Raw genomic sequence first — 16012 nt, forward strand, 5'->3', positions numbered from 1 at the left:
TCAAGATGTCAACGGTTCAGGAATCCCAACAGGTCTTCATTGAGCTGTTGAGCGTGGGTCACGGCAAACCCGTGAGGTGCATCCTTGTACACCTTCAGTTGCGCGCCCTTGATCATTTCAGCAGCCACCTTGCCGGTGGTTTCGAACGGCACGATCTGGTCGCCGTCGCCATGGATCACCAGGGTCGGCACGTCGATTTTGGCCATGTCCGCGCGGAAGTCGGTTTGCGAAAACGCGGTGACGCAATCCACGGTGGATTTGAGCGACGCGAGCATGGCGATCTGCAGGGTTTGGCTGAGCACACCCTCCGAAACGTGCTGGCCTTTATTGAGACCGAAGAACGGCGTGTTGAAGTCGCTGATGAACTGCGCACGATCCTTCAACAGGCCGGCCTTGATGCCATCGAACACCTCGCCTGGCACGCCTTGGGGGTAGTCGGCTTGCTGGCCGAAGATCGGCGTGACCGCGCCCAACAACACCAGGCCGGCGACACGGGCACTGCCGTGGCGGGCGATGTAGCGCGCCACGTCACCGCCACCCATGGAGAAGCCCACCAGGGTCACGTCCTGTAGGTCAAGGTGTTCGATCAACTGGGCGATATCGTCAGCGAAGGTGTCGTAGTCGTTACCGGTCCATGGCTGGTCCGAGCGGCCAAAACCACGACGGTCAAAGGCAATGGTGCGAAAGCCGCGGCTGCTCAGGTATTCCATCTGGTATTCCCACATGTCCGCATCCAGCGGCCAGCCGTGGCTGAACAGCACGGGCTTACCGCTGCCCCAGTCCTTGAAGTAGATCTGGGTACCGTCTTTGGCAACGAATGTGCTCATCTGAAACTCCTTGCAGGGCTGAAAAAGGGCGGTGAAAAAACCGCATCACTATTGCCGTAAACCTGAGCCCAGGCTTGTATGGGTGTGCTTGTCTCACCAACTGAACTTGAGCTCCATGTCCAGGTAATTGCTGTCGTGCCCACCGGCATCGCGCAGGGTCTGGCCGATCGCGTAGTGCACGGCCTCGACCGCACCGCTGAGGTTGGGCGTAAAGGCGTAGTCGGTGCGCAGTTGGCCGTAGGCGCCGGTCCAGCGCTCACCTTGGCCCGCCGTGCCAGCCACGGGCAGGTTGGGCTGGGTGTAGACGGCGTCTGCGGTGGTCTGCCGCCACAGCAGGCCGACAGCGGTTTGCACGCTGAGCTTGGCGAGGGGCTTGACGGTAATCGACGGCTTGACGTGGATCAGGTTGCTGTAGCCGGTATAGCCCGCCAGGGAAAAGTAATAGCCATTGGGGAACAGCGGGTTGAAGGTGCCGACCCGGCCGTCACCGGCCTGGCAGTCACCGGAAGCGATATCCAGTTGCAGGCCGATACGCGGCTTCCAGGCCAGCGTGTCAAAGGTGTAGCCGGTGCGGCTGCCACCGGCCCAGGCGCGAATCGTCTTGCTGCCCACCGAGCCGCGTTGCAGCATGGCTTCGACGTCCCAGTCGAAACCCTGGGCTGCGCCACCGAGGCGGGCGTCCAGCAACTGGCGCGTCTCTTCGCCATCGGCGTCCAGGTAATGGGCGGCACTGCGCTCGTACACGCCGTAATAGGCCGACAGCTCATTGGTGCCGCCCACCAGTCGCTCGACCCGTAGCATGTGGAAGCGCGCGTCGCTGTTGGACTTATCGTCGAAATGCCGGCCATCCTGGTACTGCACCGGTTGGCTGGCGATCCCGATGAAGCGCCATTGCGGCGTTTCCCAGTCCGCCCACAACGCATCGAAGGACTGCCGCACATTCGGGCCGTCCCGTGACGAGATGAAACGCTGCAAGTCGAAGGCGAAATCCTGGCGGCCAGCCCGTGCCTTGAAGGTGCCAGCGCTGAAGGTCTTCACGTATTCGGCAAAGGCCAGGCGCAGGTCGACGCGGTTCTGGTCGGCACCGCCAATGGTGGTCTTGTCATAGGCCCGCACATCTTCCAACTGGGTGAACAGCCGCCAGTGTTCGTTCAGGTGCAAGTCGGCGTGCACCTGAAAGCGCTGGATCAGGTAGCGGTCACGCGGTACATCCCGCACGCCGAACCCGCTGGCGTCGTTCATCTCGAAACGTTCACGCAAGGTTGCGCCCAACGACAAGTAGGTGAACGGGTTGGCGGCGGACAGTGGGATGTACTTGAGGTTGTCCAGCGGTTGCGTGCGCAATGCCGGGTCCTTGAGCACAGACCAGTCTTCCTGCCAGCGGTTGGCCTTGATCGCCGGGCGTACCAGCTGGTCGTCGGCCTGCACGCTGCCAGCAAGCAACGGCCACAGCACAGCCAGGCTCCAGCCTGCGTGACGAATCATTTTGCCGCGCTGAGTTGGTGGATTTCTGCGACATAACCGCCCGGGAACTCCACCAACGCACTGCGCCGACCTTTGCTGTCGAACGCCGGCACCAGCACTGTGGCGCCAGAGCCAGTGGCCTTGCCCAGGGTGGCGGCGAGGTCGTTGACCTGGTAACCGGTGGTGTCGTGGCCGAACGGGTAGGGCAGTTGGCCGTTGGTGACCAGCACCGCCATGCGCCCGAACGGCGATTCGATCTCGACGCGGCGGTAGTGGCCGCCGGCCTGGCCGACATCAACCCCAGGGGCGTGCTTGTCGTCGCTCACTACCTTGCCGTGGGAGAAACCCAGGAATGCCTTGATAAACCGCTCGGCGCTGTCGTTGGACACATACACACGGTTTTCCGGCACGGTGTCGAAGGCGGCGTAATCCGGGGTCTTGGTGTGCCAGTAGAGCTGCATGTTCACACCGCCCGGCCATTGCACCACGGCATCACGGCCGATGGGGTCGGGGAAATCGCTGACGATTACGTCGGCGCCATTTTCACGCGCGGCCTTGAGGGCCACGTCCATGTCCTTGACCAGATAGCCGTTGCGTTCCTGGCCGAACGGGTGAGGCACGGGGGTGGTAAAGCCGAACAACGACACGGTGCCCGCCGGGGTCTGGAGCAATTGCGAGGTGGTGCTGCTCGGCACCGGCAGCACGTTGACCACGACCTGGGGCGTGCTTTTGCCGCCGAAGGTGGCGAGGAAACTCTGGGCAAAACGGTCCACATCGGCCGGTGCCACATACACATGGCTGGTGTCGTACTGCGGCGCCACGGCCACGTTCGGGGTGGCGGCAAACGCGTTGCTCATCATCGCACTTGCCAGCAGCGTCAATGCCAGCGATACCTTGGTTGCTGTGTTACCCATGCCCGTTCTCCAGCGCTTCTGAGGGTTCGAAAGCCGTGAGGTTAGGGGGGCAGGGCGGTGGGGAATTGTATGGACGTGCTCGGTTGAACGTTTCAGCTAAGCGGCCCAGAAAGCCGACGCCTGTCTACCTGACGCCCCTCAATCCAAATATGGAAGCTGGCTTGCCTGAGATGACGGCCTGCCAGCCGACGCTTCTCTAGCTGATACCCCACGATCAAACTGTGGGAGCTGGCTTGCCTGCGAAGGCGGCCTGAGAGCCGACCATAATCTTGGATCAGACCGTGTACATATCCATTATTTAGGTCATGGCTGCTTATGGTTCCGCTTTTACAGCGGCTCACTTTTGAAAAGCGCAAAAGTAAGCAAAACGCTCTTGCCCCACCACTCGGCACCTCGCTTAGGCTCGGTGTGCCCTCACTCCGGCTTGAATCCGTGGGCCGCCGTCATGGGCCATCCTTGGCCCAGGACGGCTAACCCGGCGTCCTGCCGGGTTACCCACGAATTCAAGCCTGCGTTCGGCCAGCGTGGTTTAACGGGGCGCCTGAGATCAAGATCAAAAGCAGATCAAGAGCGGCTCGCTTCGCATCGTAGTTACCGGTGGCTGCGGCGAACTGCACAGTTGTGTAGATACCTATGCTGCGATGACGACGTTTCAGTCACTGCATCTATCACTGCACGACCGCTTTCGCAGGCAAGCCAGCTCCCACATTTGATCTTCGTTGCGTTGGGCATTGCGTTCGCTTGACTGTTCGGCATTGGAGCTGCCCACACATTTGGATGGCGGGGCATCGGTTAAACAGCCTTTATCTGTCAGGCCACCATAATGATCTTCGACACCAACTCCACCACCGTCTTGGCCTGCAGTTTCTTCATCAACCGCGCCCGGTGCACCTCAACGGTGCGGTGGGAGATCGCCAGGCACAGGGCAATTTCTTTGGATTTGAACCCGTTGACGATGTGCATGGCGATTTCCCGCTCCCGGGGCGTGAGGTCGCCGGTGCCCTGGTGCATGCGGTCCAGGCGTTCGAAGTGCCAGATCATCAGCTTGAACGGGTCTTTGGGGGTGAGGGTGTAGCCGTGGGACTTGGCCCAGAATACTTCGCCGTTGTGGTGCTGCATGAAGCGTTCATCGGAATAAAAGCCGTTGTCGCTGTCGAGCAGCCAGTCATGGCTGCGCTTGCCGATGGCGTGGTAGTCGGCCTGGGACGGGTAGATCAGCAGAGTCAGCTGGTTGACCAGTGCGTCGCGCGTATAGCCGAACAGCTTCAGGAAAGCGTCGTTGCAGTCCAGTATCACGCGGTCGCTGGTGACGATCTGCGGGGCAGGGGACAGCTTGAACGCCAGGCGTTCGAGGTCGGGAAATTGCTGGGCTAGCGCGGTCATGGGGCATCCTGCCTCGTTGTTCAATGCCCTGGGGCGCTACTTACCCGTGTAAGTAGTTACACGAATTGGCGCACGATCAGGGGTGGGTCATTGTAAGTAAAGTCCGAATCAAGAACAGAAGAAATTGATTATGCCTGCTGATTGCGTCTCCATTGTTGCCGCTGGTCACTCCCGCTTTGGTCGCCTGGAAGGCACGACGCTGGAAGACCTGATCGTCCAGGTTACCCGAGAAGCCCTGAGCGACGCCGAGATTGATGCGTCGCAAATCGATGCGTTGTTCCTCGGCCATTTCAACTCGGGGCTGGTGCCCGACGGGTTTGCCGCTTCATTGCTATTGCAAGCCGACCCCGGGCTGCGCTTCAAACCGGCTACTCGCTGTGAAAACGCCTGTGCGTCCGGCTCGGCAGCGATCCAGGCGGGGGTCAATGCGATCCTCTCCGGCAGCGCTGAGCTGGTGCTGGTGGTGGGCGCCGAGAAGATGACCCACACCAGCACTGCCGCGGTCACCCAAGCCTTGGCCGGGGCCGGCTACCAGAACGACCCGGCCGAAGCCGGCCTGAGTTTCCCCCAGTTGTTCGGCCGCGCCGCCCGCCAATACGCCGAGCGTTACCACTGCCCGCTGGGCTCGATGGCGGCCATCGCTACCAAAAACCACTCCAATGCCATGGCCAACCCGCTGGCGCAGATGCATCGGGAGATGAATTTCGAACACTGCAACAACGTGTCCCAAAGCAACCCGTTCGTGGCTGACTCCCTGCGCCTGACCGATTGCTCACTGATCAGCGATGGCGCAGCCGCGATCATCCTCGCCTCGCCCAAACGTGCGCGGGCGTTCCGTCGCGAGGTGCAAATCCGGGCGATGACCCAGGTCAACGACACCTTGCCCATCGCCCAGCGCGACATTCTGGCCTTTGAGGGCCCGCAACGCGCGATCCATGCAGCGCTGCGCGGGGCGAATGTGACCCTGGCTGACCTGAGCTTCGCCGAAGTGCACGACTGCTTCACCATTGCCGAGTTGCTGATCTATGAAGCCATGGGCCTGGCGCCCAAGGGCGAAGGCCATCGCGTGCTCGACAGCGGGGTGGTGCGCGCCGGCGGGCGCTTGCCGGTGAACCTTTCCGGCGGGCTCAAGGCCAAGGGGCACCCCGTCGGCGCCACGGGGGTGTCCATGCATGCCTTGGCGTTCCGGCAATTGACCGGCGAGCCGATTGGCCTGGCGGTGCCCAACCCGGAGTTCGGCCTGGTGTTCAACATGGGCGGCATGGCGGTGGCCAACTACGCCTCGGTCCTGCAGGCACGCCGGAGCTGAGTCATGAACATTGCCAACTGGCTGCACGACACCCAGCGTCGGGCCCCGCAACGCCCGGCATTGTTCGACGGCAGCGTGCAAGTGGCCGACTACGCCACCTTCGCCGCCCACGTGCGCCAACGCGCCGCGCACCTGGTGGAGCAGCATGGCCTGGTGCCGGGAGACGCGGTGGCGCTGCTGATGAAAAACAGCTGCGACTACCTGGAACTGCTCTACGCCATCTGGTGGATGGGCGGGGTGGCGGTGCCGATCAACGCCAAGCTGCACCCCAGCGAAGCGGCGTGGATTGCCGATAATGCCGAGGCGCGGTTGATCTTTACCGACGGCGGCCAGGTGTTTTCATCGCGGGATTTGCCCGCGCATTGCACGGAATTGGACGGCCACCCGCTGCCGCCCAGCCATGGTTGGCCCAGCCTGGAACAGCCGGTGCCCCGCCAGGATCACGACCTCGCCTGGCTGTTCTATACCTCTGGCACCACCGGGCGCTCCAAGGGCGTGATGCTGTCGCACGGCAACCTGATCGCCATGTCGCTGTGCTACGCCACGGATGTCGATCAAGTGAGCGCCGACGATGCGGCGCTGTATGCCGCGCCCATGTCCCACGGCGCCGGCCTGTACAACTTCATCCATGTGCGCTGCGGCGCCCGCCATATGGTGCCGGCCTCCCATGGCTTCGATGCCGCCGAGCTGTTCGGGCTGGCCGAGCACATGGGCCAGGTGTCGCTGTTTGCTGCGCCGACCATGGTCAAGCGCATGGTCGAACAGGCCCGGCGCCAGGATTATCACGGCGCCGGCATCAAGACCATCGTCTACGGCGGCGGCCCCATGTACCTCGCCGACCTGCGCGAAGCAGTCGACACCTTCGGCCCGCGCCTGGTGCAGATCTACGGCCAGGGCGAGAGCCCGATGACCATCAGCGTCTTGCCCCGCGCCTTGATCGCCGAGCGCCAGCGCCCCGACTGGGCCACCCTGGCCGCCTCGGTGGGCCACGCGCAAGCCTGTGTCGAGATCCGCATTCTCGATGCCGAGCACCAGCCACTGCCCACCGGCGAGCGCGGTGAAATCGCGGTGCGTGGCGCCACGGTGATGCAGGGCTACTGGCGCAACCCGCAGGCCACGCGCCAGACGCTGGTGGACGGTTGGCTGCTGACCGGCGACATCGGCTACCTCGACCCGGCCGGCTACCTGACCCTGACGGATCGCTCCAAGGACGTGATCATCAGTGGCGGCAGCAACGTGTACCCCCGTGAAGTCGAGGAAGTGCTGGCCCAGCATCCCGAGGTGTTCGAAGTGTGCGTGGTGGGCGAGCCCGACGCGCAATGGGGGGAGTCGGTGGTGGCCTTCGTGGTGACCCGCAGCGGCCAGCCGCTGGACGAAGGCGAGCTGACGGCGTGGTTCCTGGCGCGCATGGCCTCGTTCAAAAAGCCGAAAAAATATGTGTGGCGCAGCGATTTGCCGAAGAACAGCTACGGCAAGATTCTCAAGACCGACTTGCGGCATTGGCTGCAAACCGCGAGTATCGCCGCGCTTTAACATGGATCGATAATCAGACAAGGAGTCCCCACGATGGGCAATCCGCACAAGACACCGTCCGCAAGCGCCGCCGTGCGTTTCTGGGCGCCACCTCCGGCCACTTGATCGAGTGGTACGACTACGGCGTCTATGGCTTTCTCGCGGTCTATATCGGCCAGGCGTTCTTCGTCTCCGATGACCCCACCACCAGCCTGTTGGCCAGCTTTGCCGCGTTTGCGCTGAGCTTTTTTATCCGCCCTCTGGGTGGGCTGTTCTTCGGCCCGCTGGCAGACAAGATCGGCCGGCGCAAAACCCTGATCATGGCGCTGGTGATGATGACCGGCTCCACGGTGATGCTGGGCCTGTTGCCGACCTACGCCAGCCTGGGCATCGCCGCACCGATCCTGTTGATTCTGGTGCGCTGCGTGCAGGGCTTCTCGGCGGGCGGCGAAATCGGTACCGTCACCAGCTTCATCTCTGAATACGCCGGCCCCGGTCGCCGTGGCTTTGCCACCTGCTGGCTGATGGTTACCGCCGTGCTCGGCCTGCTGCTCGGTGGCGCCGTGGCCAACGGCATGACCTGGGTGCTGGGCGCCGAGGTCATGCAGGAATGGGCCTGGCGCGTACCGTTCCTGATCGCCGCGCCCCTGGGCTTTATTTCCATGTACATTCGCCTCAAGCTCGAAGACAGCCCCGAGTTCCTCGCCCTGCAACGCGCCGGGCAAACTTCGCGGGCGCCGCTGCGTGAGGTCTGGCAGTGGAAGCGGGCGATTGCCCTGGTGTTCTTTATCATCACCTTGCACAGCTCGATCTTTTACCTGGTGCTGACCTTCGCCTCGACCTACATGGCCAAGATCCTCAAGTTCGACAGCGGCACCACCTTGCTCTATGTGTTCGTCGCCAGCTTCTCGGCGGCTTTCGTGATGCCGTTTGGCGGGGCCTTTACCGATAAATACGGGCGCAAGCCGTTCCTGATGGTGATCGGCACGCTGGCGACCCTGGCGATGTTCTGGCTGTTCAAATCCGCCCCGACCGCCACCCCGGCGACCTTCTTCGCGCCGTTGATGGCGGTGGCGATTCTGTTCGGGCTGTACGCGTCGTCAACCTATGCGTTGATGAGTGAGCTGTTGCCGACGCGGATTCGCTCCACTGGGATTGCCGTGGCGTATAACGTGCCCGTCGCGGTGTTTGGCGGCAGTGCGCCGTTGATTTCCACTTGGTTGATCAAGGTGACAGGCGACATTACTTCGCCGTGGTATTTCTATGTAGCGACCGGGGTGGTGTCGTTGGTAGCGCTGGTGCTGTTGCGCAAGGAGGACTTCGTGGTCGGTGCCACGCCTAGGGTGGCGTCTGCGAAAACGGCGCTGGCCTGACGCCGTGTTTGCATCTTGGTAATCAAACGGCAGGGTTGTGTTGGCAAACCTGCCGCAACAGGCTACCGGGTTGAATTGGCTGGCAACACGTGGGCCGCGTGCAGGGCAGGGTAGGAGTAATGTGGCCGGTAATCGACAAGTTCTTGAACCATCTCAGGCTCTTTCTGGGTGCCAATATTGAATCGCAGCAGCGTTCCTGATGTCTTTTCCACCGTATTAAGGTGGTTGTTCTTGGCAAAATCCAACCTCACTTTCGAATCAGCGAGCAACTTTATGTCGCGTGGAGAAAGCGTGGGGTATTTCGCTTTGAATTCCCGATAGTACGTTTTGAACAGGCCTATTGGGTCTTTGCCCAAAAAATAATCCATGTGCACAGGACCTGCGAATGACTTGGTGGGTATGTTGGTCAGGTTGGAGATTTCATCACCCAGCGAGTTCGGGCCGTTTGCGCCGGAATAGCAGACGCGAAGCACAATGTTTTTATATTTGCTGAAGTCAATTTTTTCCGCACGAAGTTTATTGACGATGTCTTGCGCCGAATAGAACTTGCCGTTTGCGCCTACGACTTTCGCGGGCTCTCCGGTGGCCGGTTCAGTCCCATGTCCGAATATATTGAGTCGTGGGGCGCCTTTGTAAATATCCTCGAAGGTTTGTATGTCGCCATCGATGGCCTTGAAACCCCTCCATGGACCGCCCAACCGAATCACTTCACGTAATGCTGACTCAGGCGAAGGCGCCGCCGGTAAATCACCTACGCGTGTTTCCTGCGGTACCGTATGAATGGCCGCGACTCCAGTACGTGAGGAGGTTTGAGTGGGGTGTGCTCTTGCGAGGTGAAGCATTAACATCGCTATGTTGATAAATAAATCTGTTGCGGCTGCTTCTTTGTTTCCTTCCCTGCTCCCGGCAAGCGTCTTGATATCACTTATGATGCTGTCTGCCTGAAACGGCATACCGATTAAAAAGGCACTCTCTGGCATGAACAGAAATGCCGTATTGAGTAATAGGCCTGCCCCTTCTTTAATCCCTTCCCAGCGACTTTCCCCGTTGGATACGGCTTGGTGTTCGGCCAGCGATGTCAGCGCCCTTGAATTTGCTTCATACAAGTAGTTCATCAGTTGCCCGGTTTGCAGCTCGGACGACAGGTCGTGAGTCGCCAGTGTGGGCGGCGCAGGCGTGAACACGGGCGTATATGTCGGCATATGCGGTTCGCGAAAGCCATCGTGCCTGTAGACGGCGCGGGTTGTCTCATCAGGCAGCCAGGCAAGAATGTCTTTTTGTAGCTCCTTCTGTGTCTGGACAGACTCCATTAGCGCCTGGCGCGAAGGAAACTGCAGCAGGGGTGCGCTGGAATTCAACGGGCGATAAAGAATGTGCGGGCCGACTGTGGTGTCTTTGGGTTCGATCAGGAACATGTTTTCGACCACATCGGGCACCGCGCCGGGCAGGCGCATGAGCGCCAACGGGCGCACGGTGATTTCGTTGCCATTGACGAACTTCTTCCCTGGCGTTGGATCCAGTATTGCCTGGAGGTAACGAAAACCCATGGCGTTATCGAAGCCAGCCTCGCCTTTGGCCGTCAGTTCCAGGGCCCTCATTTTCAGTTCAATCGGGACTTGCTCGGCGAACAGCGCTTGGCGGCTGGTTTTTTTTTCAGGATCGTCGAGCAGCTCGCGCCTGACTAATTCGGGGTAGTTCTTGCCGGCATCGATTTGCTGAATCAGCTTACCCAGTTCGCCCTCTTTTCCGAGCTTGGCTAGATGAATGCCCGTCGGTTTGTGACGCACCTCCACCCGACCTTTTGGTAATCCTGAAAGGTTGCGTACAAAGGTTTCGGTGAAGGGCAGGGTGGTGGTTTGGGTTGATCCGAATCCGCTGGCCGGGGCGCCATAGGGAGTGTGAAAGATGACTTCCAGATCCTTGATGTCATAGTGAAAGGGTGGAGGGTTGAGGGCTTTGATCTGTTCCTGGATATAAGTGCTAATGTCCGGAATATCACTGCCAAAGCTCTTGCCCTTGTGCCGGCGCTCGAAGCCCGCCATCTCCAGAAGCAGGTCATGGTAAATAAAGCGATTGGCATCCGAGGCGGTTTTCGACCATTCGGGACGCTTGAGCCCGGACTCTTGGGATGGTCGCGCCACGATCAGCGCGGGATCAGTGTCGGCGTTGGCGTCCCCGTTGTTAATCATGACGTTCGCTTGCAGGTAGAACGCATCAGCGTCGAAGGCTTTCAGGCTGGGCTTGTTGGTGCGGGTCGGTGGTTGCGCCTCGGGGTTTTGCTGTTCCCAGGCCTGCTGGGCAGCATCCAGGGAAGCATAAGGGGTAACCTTTCCGCTGGGTTCGCACATCAGCACTGCGAGGGTGCGATCCCCAGCCTTGCGTTCGATGAACAGGTTAGGGGTTTGAACGTTCGGGCTGTCTGGGTTGGCCGGGTCAGTGCGGACCATGAAGTGAATGGTTGTCTTGGAGTTGTCTGTGGGGTTGAGGTACCCGTGGGGAAACCTTGCTACCGTATCCAGTGTTTCGCGCTGTATGTCATTGAGACCTGGAGATTTTAAACTGGCCAGGCGCAGGTTGCTGTGCAGCAGTTGGCCGAGCATTGACCGCCGACTACCCGCGTAAATCGGGGTGACACTGAGCGCTGTGTCGGCACTCAGCCCAGGGGCCGGCTCATTGAACGGCGGCTCATTCCAATACGTGATCTTTGCCGCTCGAAGCGTTTCGTTCAGCTTGCCGGGCAACTCGCTCATAGCCTTCTGTAGCGCTGACCTATCGATAGGAAGTGCAGTACCCGCAGGTTTGCCGGTACGGGCGATCACGTCCTCGCGCGTATCGACGAATTTGCCAGCGCTGTCGAAAACCGGCGCGGCGCCTCCAGCGACATGGCTGATGATCATTTCCATCAGCGGTGTTTCAATGTGCTCACCTGGATTGTCCGGATCGGGAACGGCGAACGCCAACTGCTCCACGTCGAGGTTCAATGACGCATCGATGGCGTCCTTGAGTAATCCCGATACGACCGATTGCAACCCGGGCTCTGCGTTAAACAGACGGTGGGCGATGTCGCTCACGGGGCTGGCGACGGGCGGCTTGGCGGTGGTTACCGGCGCAGGCGCTTGAACGACAGTAGGTGTTGGAGGGGTTGTGATGCCTGCAAGTGTTTGTAGGGCTGCCTGCTGCAGTTCGCGAATCCCACGCGAGGTGTCAGCAGAAGGGTTGTTTTTTTTCAAGGAGGGGAAGCCATCGCGGATGAGCCCTGCGACTTGTTCGAGCCACTTCTGCTCTGAGCCGGTTTCCCGAGTCACGCCGTAAAAGTCCAGCATCATAGAGAGATCCAGCGCTTGCTGGGTACGAACGGGCCCCTCGTAGACCGAGCCGCTTCTCCCATATTTGCGGGCCGCGCTTGAAATGTCGGGTTCGAGGGCCGCCCATTGGGGGCAAGTCGACGTGCGCAAAACAATCGATTTACGGCTGCCGTCAGGGTTTCGTACGTAGCCTTCCAACTGGCCTGTCGGCAAGTGGATAAACAAGGATGACACCTCGAGATTATGTTCTTTCGCAAACGCCAGGAAAGCGGGGCTGGAGAAGCATTTGCCGAACGCCTCGCGTGTGTGTGCGTAGGTTGAGTCGTCAGGCACATTCAAGAAGGGGAGAAAGGTTAGCGACTGATCATCGATGCGCCTTTGATAGCCGATCCTCGTGAGGATTCTGGCACACTCCCGTGCCACTTCCCGATCAGCCGTCTCGACGCGTTCGGCGGGCGTCGGTGTGCGACTGGAGTCGGCAAGTGTGCCGCTGCGTTCAAAGGTGGCTTGGGTGATCGTCTCCTTCACGCTGCGTTGTGCTTGCCTGGCACGCAAGGTCTGTTGCGAGATGTCCAATGGCAGGGGGCCGTTGGGGATGACCAGAGAGGGGAATGTATCGGCTTGCTGGAGTGCCGCGATCACGGCCCGCGGATTGCGCGTAAGCTCGGTTCTAGCGATAGCGTAGAAGTCTCCGACCAGGTAACTGGGAGGCGTGTGTTCGCCGGTGTAGCGGAACCAGGTCGTCGACGGGGCGCCCAGCTCTCTGGCCGCTGCGGCGACGTCCGCCGATGCCTGTGACCAGCCAGGGGTGAACTCCGTGAAGCTGTTGGGGGAGCCATTGATCATGCACGTCATGGTTCCCTCTTGAGGGTTCCAGCTGAAATTGGACAGGTCGATGTGATGGGCTTTGGCAAAGGTTGCAAACGGCTCTGCCCTGAGCGCCTGGTTAAAACGTGCCCACGCTTGGCCGAAGCTGGAAAAAGGCGGAACCTGGGTGAGGGTCGGGGCGGTGAGTGACTGTCTGTTGGTTGTGAGCTCCTCAGCGACCAGGCCCATCAATGCCGCGCTGAGCTGCTGTGCCAGCTCGGCATCACTCTTTTCCACCAACGTGCTGACGTGTCCTTGAGTGAGCAGAAATTGAGGCGAACTTGGTGCGCGTCTTGAAACGGGCTCGGATCGACCAGGATTTTCCGGCTGCTGAGCGATGTCATACTTCAGCCTTTCATCCGGGTTGACCGGCCACGCAAAGGTGCCTGTTGGCGTTTGTTGCGAAGATGAGGGTGGAACATGGTTCGTGGCTGCCGGGATCGTCATGGAAGTCTCCGTCTATCGTTATGAAAAGCGCGCCTTCTGTGGCGAATTTTCGTGGCTTTTCTGTACGAAGGTGTTCCGTATCCACTTAATATGAAGGGTTACAGCCGCTGATGCGGGGAGCCGTCATGTGTCACAGTCCTTTGCCTGTTCGTTGTGACAGGTTGAAATACGCCGCCGTTTTCTCCCCGCCGCGTCCCTGAGCAGAGTGAGGTGCCTATGCAAGCAACCCGATTGACTCTCGTATGTCATGCCGTGACCCCCATGCAAAAGCAGGGGCGGTTTCCCGATGACGAGTCGTTACTGATGGATTGGCAGAATGCGCGGCTGTCACTGACGGATCGGTTCCGCAAAAGTGTGCGCCTGATATGCGGGCCCGAAGCGCGGACTCGCCAGACGGCAACGCTGTTCGGTGACCACGCCGTGGTTGAGCCCGCGTTACGCGATGGCGATTTTGGCCATTGGAAGGGGCAGGACACTGCCCAGCTTGATCGCGATGAATTGATGACTTGGCTCACCGACAGCGCCAGCGCCCCCCATGGCGGCGAGTCGGTGGACCACATTTGCGCGCGCGTGGGCGAATGGATGAGGTCACTGGAGTGCCAACCCGGCCATGTGGTGGCCGTTACACATCCCTTAGTCATCCGCGCTGCAATGCTGTACGTCATGCAATTTCCAGTATCGATGTTCTACCTGATCGATGTCGAACCGCTGTCGCACACCGAGCTGCGTTTCAACGCGGTCTGGCGCCTGCGCCTGGAAACTCACGCCTGATGCGTTGATCATGGCAAAATCCACGCCCCGCACTGAGAGCAACCCATGAAACGCATCCTGATCATCGGCATTGGCGCCGGCAACCCCGACTACATCACGATGCAGGCCGTGAAGGCGCTGAACCGTACCGACGTGTTCTTCCTGATGGACAAGGGCCAGAGCAAGGACAAGCTGATCGACCTGCGCCGGGAAATCTGCGACACCTACATCACCGAGCCCGGCTACCGTTTTGTCGAGGCCGACTGCCCGGAGCGTGTGCGCGGTGAAATCGATTACACCACCGCTGTGCAGGACCTCAACCGGGATAAGCAGCAGACCTTCGAACGCATGATCAACGAAGAAATGGCTGACGGTGAGGTGGGTGCGTTCCTGGCCTGGGGCGACCCGGCGCTGTACGACAGCACCATCCGCATCTTGCAGGCGATTCTTGCCAGTGGTCGCTGTGTCTTCGAGTTTGAAGTGATCCCCGGCATCACCAGCGTGCAAGCCCTGGCGGCGCAGCACAAGGTGGCGCTCAACCGTATTGGCAAGTCCATCGAAATCACCACTGGGCGCCGGTTGGCGGCGGGGCAGGCGAGTGATGCCGATACCCTGGTGGTCATGCTCGACGCCGAAGATTCCTACCGCAGTGTGGCGGATCAGGACCTGGATATTTACTGGGGCGCCTACCTGGGCACCCCGGACGAGATCCTGATCAGCGGTAAAGTGGCGCATGTGGCAGAAGAGATCGAACGGGTACGCAAGGCGGCGCGCCTGGAAAACGGCTGGATCATGGACACCTATTTGTTGCGCAAACCCTGAGGTAAACCCGATGCTCAAACAACTTGCCCTCGCCTTGGCCCTGGTGGCCGGCGCCGCTCATGCCGACTCCGGCTTGCACGCCGACTTGCCTTTGTCCTACCTGGAACAGACCCAGGGTGATGCGCGCAACCAGCCGCTTGTGATCTTCCTGCATGGGTTTGGCAGCAACGAGGAAGATCTGTTTGGTATCAAGGACGCGTTGCCGTCCACCTGGACCTACCTGTCGGTGCGCGCGCCGCTGCCGGTGGAGCCGCAAGGTTATCGTTGGTTCACCAAGACCGATGAGCCTGAGTACAACGGCGAGACTGATGAACTGTTCAGCAGCGCCCGGCTGATCAAGGACTTTGTGCTCAAGGCTACCGCCAAGTACCACACCCAAAGTGATCGGGTGTTCCTGGTGGGGTTCAGCCAGGGCGCGATCATGTCTTACGAGGTGGCCTTGCGTGAACCCGAGTTGGTACGCGGTATCGCTGCGCTCAGTGGCAGCGTGCTACCGGTGCTCAGGTCTGCGCTGAAACCGGATGCGTCCATGGGCAAGCTGGCGATCTTTATCGGCCATGGCACCTTGGACCAGGCGCTGCCCTTTAGCTCGGCCACGCAGGCGAACAAGGTGCTGACGGGGTTGGGGCTCAAGCCGGAGTTTCATGAGTACCCGGGAATGAATCACACCATCAGCGAAGCGGAAATCCAGGACTTAAAAGCCTGGCTTGAGAAAAGCCTGAAGTGAAAATGCGGTTAAAAATGTGGGACCTGGCTTGCCTGCGATAGCCATAGGTATCTACACAACTTCGGCACGACGCTAAATCTGTGGCGAGGGAGCTTGCTCCCGTGACGGCCTGGCAGCCGACACAGATATAACTGATGCCCCGCGATCCAATGTGGGAGCTGGCTTGCCTGCGAAGACGGCCTGGCAGTCAACACAGTTGGACCGTGTACATATCCATTCCTGCGGTAACGGCCACTTAGGGTTCCGCCCTTACGGCGGCTCACTTTGCAAAAGCGGCAAAGTAAGCAAAACGCTCTTGCCCCACCACTCGGC

At 60.3% G+C, this 16012-nt stretch carries 11 protein-coding genes; 6 read left to right on the forward strand and 5 right to left on the reverse strand.

The window, feature by feature from the left end:
• Window positions 1–8 precede the first annotated feature (8 nt).
• The 4 genes from ACP7CZ_RS11995 to ACP7CZ_RS12010 form a co-directional block, all read right to left on the reverse strand.
• Window positions 9–827, reverse strand: coding sequence for an alpha/beta fold hydrolase (locus ACP7CZ_RS11995; protein WP_060765224.1), 819 nt, complete (start codon window positions 825–827; stop codon window positions 9–11).
• 93 nt (window positions 828–920) lie between these two features.
• Window positions 921–2312, reverse strand: coding sequence for an alginate export family protein (locus ACP7CZ_RS12000; RefSeq protein ID WP_294164634.1), 1392 nt, complete (start codon window positions 2310–2312; stop codon window positions 921–923).
• Window positions 2309–3205: a VOC family protein gene (locus ACP7CZ_RS12005; RefSeq protein WP_054918704.1), complete on the reverse strand. Its 897-nt coding sequence runs from the start codon at window positions 3203–3205 to the stop codon at window positions 2309–2311. The genes ACP7CZ_RS12000 and ACP7CZ_RS12005 overlap by 4 nt, the downstream gene beginning before the upstream one ends.
• Window positions 3206–4015: 810 nt before the next feature.
• Window positions 4016–4588, reverse strand: a complete 573-nt coding sequence (locus ACP7CZ_RS12010; RefSeq protein ID WP_294170596.1) for a LuxR C-terminal-related transcriptional regulator — start codon at window positions 4586–4588, stop codon at window positions 4016–4018.
• A 130-nt stretch (window positions 4589–4718) separates the two neighbouring features.
• On the opposite strand from ACP7CZ_RS12010, the gene ACP7CZ_RS12015 reads away from it, so the two are divergent.
• The 3 genes from ACP7CZ_RS12015 to ACP7CZ_RS12025 are packed head-to-tail and all read left to right on the forward strand — an operon-like array spanning window position 4719 to window position 8782.
• Complete coding sequence (locus ACP7CZ_RS12015; protein WP_054898545.1) at window positions 4719–5897, forward strand: acetyl-CoA acetyltransferase; 1179 nt, start codon at window positions 4719–4721, stop codon at window positions 5895–5897.
• Between the two features lie 3 nt (window positions 5898–5900).
• Window positions 5901–7430, forward strand: coding sequence for a class I adenylate-forming enzyme family protein (locus tag ACP7CZ_RS12020; RefSeq protein WP_294170594.1), 1530 nt, complete (start codon window positions 5901–5903; stop codon window positions 7428–7430).
• A 5-nt stretch (window positions 7431–7435) separates the two neighbouring features.
• Window positions 7436–8782 (forward strand): MFS transporter, encoded by a 1347-nt coding sequence (locus ACP7CZ_RS12025; protein WP_426174391.1) that lies wholly within the window; start codon window positions 7436–7438, stop codon window positions 8780–8782.
• Window positions 8783–8844: 62 nt separating this feature from the next.
• Here the strand turns inward: ACP7CZ_RS12025 and ACP7CZ_RS12030 are convergent, their stop codons facing one another.
• Window positions 8845–13401, reverse strand: coding sequence for a DUF6543 domain-containing protein (locus tag ACP7CZ_RS12030; protein WP_294170591.1), 4557 nt, complete (start codon window positions 13399–13401; stop codon window positions 8845–8847).
• A 216-nt stretch (window positions 13402–13617) separates the two neighbouring features.
• On the opposite strand from ACP7CZ_RS12030, the gene ACP7CZ_RS12035 reads away from it, so the two are divergent.
• Genes ACP7CZ_RS12035 through ACP7CZ_RS12045 form a run of 3 tightly spaced genes read left to right on the forward strand, consistent with a single transcriptional unit; the run spans window position 13618 to window position 15700 of the window.
• Window positions 13618–14172 (forward strand): histidine phosphatase family protein, encoded by a 555-nt coding sequence (locus tag ACP7CZ_RS12035; RefSeq protein ID WP_197901136.1) that lies wholly within the window; start codon window positions 13618–13620, stop codon window positions 14170–14172.
• A gap of 45 nt (window positions 14173–14217) precedes the next feature.
• The gene (gene cobF, locus ACP7CZ_RS12040) at window positions 14218–14973 is read left to right on the forward strand and encodes a precorrin-6A synthase (deacetylating) (RefSeq protein ID WP_054898541.1); all 756 of its coding nucleotides are present in this window, start codon (window positions 14218–14220) and stop codon (window positions 14971–14973) included.
• Window positions 14974–14983: 10 nt separating this feature from the next.
• Entirely contained in the window at window positions 14984–15700 is a 717-nt protein-coding gene (locus ACP7CZ_RS12045) for an alpha/beta hydrolase (protein ID WP_294170585.1), read from the forward strand.
• Window positions 15701–16012 lie beyond the last annotated feature (312 nt).

Origin of the sequence: Pseudomonas sp. DWP2-2, assembly GCF_049897065.1 — a bacterium.
GTDB lineage: Bacteria > Pseudomonadota > Gammaproteobacteria > Pseudomonadales > Pseudomonadaceae > Aquipseudomonas > Aquipseudomonas paracarnis.